5 protein-coding genes are annotated in these 5,241 nt (G+C 68.8%); 3 read left to right on the forward strand and 2 right to left on the reverse strand.

Annotated elements, in window-relative coordinates; all coding sequences use genetic code 11:
• Positions 1-127: 127 nt before the first annotated feature.
• Positions 128-1,036: a hypothetical protein gene (locus VGF64_04075; protein ID HEY1633912.1), complete on the forward strand. Its 909-nt coding sequence runs from the start codon at positions 128-130 to the stop codon at positions 1,034-1,036.
• Positions 1,037-1,041: 5 nt separating this feature from the next.
• Here the strand turns inward: VGF64_04075 and VGF64_04080 are convergent, their stop codons facing one another.
• Positions 1,042-2,538 (reverse strand): NAD(P)/FAD-dependent oxidoreductase, encoded by a 1,497-nt coding sequence (locus tag VGF64_04080; GenBank protein HEY1633913.1) that lies wholly within the window; start codon positions 2,536-2,538, stop codon positions 1,042-1,044.
• A 7-nt stretch (positions 2,539-2,545) separates the two neighbouring features.
• Positions 2,546-3,370 carry a metal-dependent hydrolase gene (locus VGF64_04085; GenBank protein ID HEY1633914.1) on the reverse strand — a complete coding sequence of 275 codons (825 nt, stop codon included), beginning with the start codon at positions 3,368-3,370 and terminating at the stop codon, positions 2,546-2,548.
• Between the two features lie 125 nt (positions 3,371-3,495).
• On the opposite strand from VGF64_04085, the gene VGF64_04090 reads away from it, so the two are divergent.
• Positions 3,496-4,125 carry a TetR/AcrR family transcriptional regulator gene (locus VGF64_04090; GenBank protein ID HEY1633915.1) on the forward strand — a complete coding sequence of 210 codons (630 nt, stop codon included), beginning with the start codon at positions 3,496-3,498 and terminating at the stop codon, positions 4,123-4,125.
• A gap of 82 nt (positions 4,126-4,207) precedes the next feature.
• A partial coding sequence (locus VGF64_04095; GenBank protein HEY1633916.1) for a DUF222 domain-containing protein occupies positions 4,208-5,241 on the forward strand: 1,034 nt, incomplete at its 3' end.

Consider the following 5,241-nt stretch of genomic DNA (forward strand, 5'->3'; position numbering starts at 1 on the left):
AAGCGGGGACCGGACCACAGAGCGGGTCGCCGACTGGGCCCGACCGCCGCTAGAGGAGCCGCTGGTCGTCCGCCAATCTGCTGCACGCCGTTTACCTCGCTCGGCCGCGGGTAGATGAGGACGCATTGTGCGTCCCGCTCCGAAGCTCATTCGCGCCTCCAGGTCGCTGAGCGGCCAGCGCCCGATCGGTCGGTACGGCGCCGTTGCTGCGTCCGTCGTGGCGGCGCTCGGATACCCCTTGGTGGTGGGAGGGACACCGGCAGGGGCCGACTCCGCGACGCAGCAACAGGCCGATCCCGCACTCGCCCAGCTCGAAGCCATCGGCGTGCAGTTGGCCCACGACGAGACGGCGTTGAACCAGACCCAGGGGCAGCTGACCGACATCGCGGCCCGGCTGCGCCAGCAAGCGGTCAGCGCCTACGTGGATGGCGGTAGTGCGAACGCGCCGTTCCAGGGCGCCGGAGGCTACGACACGCTCCTCCAACGGGAGTATCTCGGCACGGTGACCGGCAACGAGCAGGACGCGCTCCACCGCCTTGGCCGCGCCCGCTCCGACCTGCAGGCCGAGCAGGCCAGGCTCGAGGCTGACGAGCGGTTCTTTCAGGGGGCGCGCGCTGGTGCAGGGAACGTCCAGGTGGCGTCGGCGGCCTCCGCCACCCCGGACCCGTCGGCGACGTCTCCGCTCGACATCAACGGGCCTCCAGACTTTGCCGTCGCACTGCTGAAGACACTCGGGGATCCGGTGACCCCTCAGAACACCCAGGCCATCCTGGCCTGGTGCCAACGAGAGGGCGGGGCCTGGAACAGCCCTGCTCATTTCAACCCGCTCAACACCAGCCTGAAGATGCCGGGCTCCCATGGCATCAACGGGGATGGGGTGCAGTCCTACACGAGCTGGAGTGAAGGTCTGACCGCGACGGTCGCCACGCTCAACAGCGGCATGTATCGAGGGATCCTCGCCGCCCTGAGCGCCGGGAACAGCGTACAGGCAGTGGAGAACGCGGTCGCCAGCTCGCCGTGGGGAACCCACTTCTAGTCATCTCACGACGCGGCGGCGACCGGGCTCGCTCCCGTCGGATTCGAGAACACCATGGCGTCGTCGATGAGGTCGCTGGCCTTCAGGGCCCGGTAGTCGCGCAGGTAGCTCTGGTGCACCTGCCACGGGAACTTCGATCCCTGCTTGGGGAACAGGTGAGCGGATCGCTGGATGTACCCCGACGACAGGCCCAGCAGGGGCTCGGAGCTCACGCTGGCGTCCTCGTTCACCGGCATGCACTGTCGCAGGCCGACAGCCCGCATGTGGTTGAGGAGCCGGCACACGTACTCGCACGTGAGGTCGCACTTCAGCGTCCACGAGGCGTTCGTGTACCCGATGGCCAGCGCCAGATTGGGCACACCTTCGAGCATCATCCCCTTGTAGCTGAGCTTGTCGGCCAGATCGAACTCGGCACCGTCGACCGACAGCTGGAGTCCACCCAGGAACAACAGCTCGAGACCGGTGGCGGCGATGATGATGTCCGCCCCGAGCTCGGCGCCCGACTCGAGGCGAAGACCATCTTCGGTGAAGCTCTCGATGCGGTCGGTCACGACCGATGCCCGGCCCTCGCCGATCGCCTTGAACAGATCACCGTCGGGCGCGACGCACAAGCGCTGGTCCCATGGGTCGTAGGTCGGCGTGAAGTGGGTGTCGACGTCGTAGCCGGGTGGCAGCTGCCGTTGGACGCCCTTGCGAAGGACCCTCTTCACCAGGTCGGGGCGACGGCGACTGAGCTGAAAGAAACCTTGCGTGGCGAGGGCGTTGAACCATCGCACCGCCGCGTCGGCACGACGCTTGGGCAGCACTCGGCGAAGGTACCGGGGCAGCGGGTTGCGAGCGGGCAGCGACGCGACGTAGCTCGGAGAGCGTTGGAGCATCGTCACGTGCCGCGCCCCGTCGGCCAGGGAGGGGATGAGCGTGATGGCCGTCGCACCGCTGCCGATCACGACGACACGCTTGCCTTCGTAGTCCAGGTCCTCGGGCCAGTCCTGGGGGTGCACGATCGGCCCCGGGAAGCGCTCCATACCGGCGAAGTCCGGGAGATGCCCGCGGTCGTAGCGGTAGTAGCCGGTGCAGGAGAACACGAAGCCGCACGTCAGGTCCACGGTGTCTCCGGTGTCGCTCCGCACGGCGGTGACATGCCACACGGCGTCGGCGGAGGACCAGTCCGCCCGCACGATGCGGTGGTTGAAGCGGATGTGGCGGTCGATGCCCTCCTCGGCGGCCACATCCTTGATGTAGCGCAGGATGGAGCCCCCGTCGGCGATGGCCTGGTCGCTCGGCCAGGGACGGAACCGGTAGCCGAGCGTGAACATGTCGGAGTCCGAGCGGATGCCCGGGTAGCGGAACAGGTCCCACGTGCCGCCGATGGTGTCGCGCGCCTCGAAGATGGCGTAGCTGGCCCAGGGGCACTCGGCCTGGATGTAGTGACCGGCCCCGATGCCCGACAGGCCTGCGCCAACTATCAGGACGTCGATGTGCTCGACGCGCTCGCTCGACATGGTGCCTTCAGCCCGCGTTGGCGACGAGCTTGTCGTTCAGGGTCCCGTCGCTGCCGAACAGCTCCGTCCGCCAGCGCTCGACCAGCCCTGTCGTATCGCGGTCGTCAGGATGGAAGTCCGGTCGGTCGTAGTCGCGCAGCTGCTCCCAGAGCTCGCGGGACAGCAGCGGCGAGCGCCTGAACCGCCGCCAGCTGCGGCGAAGGTTGCCTGGTCGGTACGTGGCGCGGTCGCCGAGAAGCGACGCCGCGATCTGGGCGGACATGCCGACGACGAAGCCGAAGCGCAACAGCTTCATCGTCAGCACCCTCGTGAGCTCGCTGCCTCCGACCGCCTTGTACACGTCGAAGGCGACCGCCTTGTGCTCGGACTCCTCGAGGGCGTGCCACAGGAAGAGGTCCTTGACTCCTTCGTGACCGAACTGGTCACGGGTCTCGGTGCTGGTGAGGAGCAGCTCGGCGAGGGTGGCGGTGAAGTGCTCGAGTGCTGCCGTTGCGGCCAGGTTCGACTTCGGCGTCATCACCCGCTCGCGGATCTTGAGCCCACGCTCGACGAGGCGCTCGACCACCTTCGTCGGGTAGCCGAGGGCATCGAGGCGGTCGTTCAGGGCGCGGTGCTCTCGCCCGTGCATCGCCTCCTGGCCGATGAAGCCGGCGACCTGGCGCTTCAGCGCCCGGTCACTGACCTCGTCGCGGAAGTGGCGAACGGACCGCACGAAGAAGTCCTCGCCATCCGGAAACACCGCTGACAGCGCGGCGGCAACGTGGCTGAGGATGAGGTCTCCGTCGTCGGCGAAGTGCCGGGGCAGATCCTGCAGCGAGTCCTCGAACGACATCCGCCGGGTGGGCACCTTACGGTCGGCCGATCTGACCGGATTATCCTCGCTTGTCTGGCTCATACCGGTACCGTAGACGATTAGAGCGAATCCTTCAAATCCTCAATTCTGGTACGCTGGCGGCGATGGCAATCGACGATCTGGAGGCGCCCCCGACGAAGGGGGAACGGACCCGGCAGGCGGTCATCGACGCCGCCATCGCCCGCTTCGGACGCGACGGCTACCGGGCGACGTCGGTCGCCGACATCGCTCGCGACGCCTCGGTGGGGGGGACCGTGGCCTATGCCTACTTCCCCAACAAGGAGGCGCTGTTCCTCGCCGCCGTCGACGAGGACGCCGCCGGCGTGATCCGGGAGGGTGCGTCGAGCTTCATCGAGGAGGTGGAGCCGAGGGACTGGCGGGAGACCCTGATCCTCACGCTGCTCGATGCGGTCGAACGCCATCCGCTCGCAGAACGCCTGCTTGCAGGCCTCGAGCCCGAGGTGACCGCCCGCGTGCTCGAGACGCCGGCGCTCGCCGATCTCCGCAAGGCCTGTGCCGAGCGGCTGCGAGCTGAGCAGGTCAACGGGACCATGCGCCCCGAGCTCGACCCCGTCAGGATCGCCAACGGGCTGGTCAGCATCGTCCTGTCCGTGCTCATGTCCGTCGTACAGGTCGGCGGGGAGACTGTTCGTACGTACGGAGCCGACGTCGCCGCTGTGCTCGAGGCCGCTGTGGGCATGCCGCAGGCACTCGACTCGGCCCTGCGTTCGTAGGTCCGCGGGTCCCTTCAAGGGCTCGCGAGATTCTTCACCCACTCTCCTCGACTGTCACACCCTCTCCGTACACTCGGTGCTCATGGATGTTGGGGTGCTGGAGGGATGCTCGACCGCCGAGGTGGCCGATGGGATCGACCAGCTGCATGCACTGACGAGCGCCACCCATGCCCAGCTGCTCCGCCTGGTGGCCGACTACGACCGGCGGGAGGCATGGCGGGAGGACGGGGCCACCTCCATGGCCGCCTGGCTGGTCGCCCGCCTGGGCATCGCCCACCGCCACGCCACGGAGTGGGTGCGGGTGGCTCGACGCCTCGAGGAGCTGCCGGCCATCGCCGCCTCGTACTCCGAGGCCCGGTTGTCCTTCGACCAGCTCGCCCCGCTGACCAAGCTGGCCGGGCCGGAGACCGAGCAGGCCATGGCCGAACAGGCTCCCGCCTGCACGGCGGCCCAGCTGGAGGCGGCCGCCCGCCGGGCTCGGCCAGTGAGCACCGCCGAGGCCAACGAGTCCCACCGCCGGCGCGGCGTGCGTATGCGCTGGGACGACAAGCGCGACTGGCTGTGGCTGTCGGGACCCCTGGCCGCTGCCGAGGGAGCGGTGGTTGAGCGGGCGATCGTCCGCCTCGCCGAAGCGGCCCCGCCCGATCCGGTGAGCGGCGTCTACGACCCCTTCGAGTCCCGCTGCGCCGACGCCCTGGTCGAGCTGGCGTCGACGTCGTTGGGGGCAAACGCCGACGCCGACACGCCCTCGATCGTGGTCCATTCCGAACCCTCCGTGCTGGGCGGGAGTGACGGCTGGGCGGAGATCGAAGACGGTCCGCCCATTGCCGCCGAGACGGCTCGCCGCCTGGCCTGTGACTCCCGCTGGCAGTTGGTGGCCGAGGGACCCGACGGCCACGCCATCGGACTGGGGCGCCGCACCCGCCAGGTGCCCCGCTGGCTGTCCCGCCAGTTGCGTCGACGAGATGGGGGCTGCCGGTTCCCCGGTTGTCAGCGCACCCGGTGGCTGCACGCCCACCACCTGCGACATTGGGCCCAAGGGGGATCCACCGACCCTGACAACCTGGTGATGCTGTGCGGCTACCACCACCGTTTACTGCACGAGGGAGGCTGGCA

The organism is Acidimicrobiales bacterium (assembly GCA_036491125.1).
Taxonomy (GTDB): Bacteria; Actinomycetota; Acidimicrobiia; order Acidimicrobiales; family AC-9; genus AC-9.

Excerpts from the sequence above, each read along its gene's own strand:
- VGF64_04080 (HEY1633913.1), bottom strand. The coding sequence starts at position 2,538 with ATGTCGAGCGAGCGCGTCGAGCACATCGACGTCCTGATAGTTGGCGCA.
- VGF64_04085 (HEY1633914.1), bottom strand. The coding sequence starts at position 3,370 with ATGTCGTTCGAGGACTCGCTGCAGGATCTGCCCCGGCACTTCGCCGAC.
- VGF64_04090 (HEY1633915.1), top strand. The coding sequence starts at position 3,496 with ATGGCAATCGACGATCTGGAGGCGCCCCCGACGAAGGGGGAACGGACC.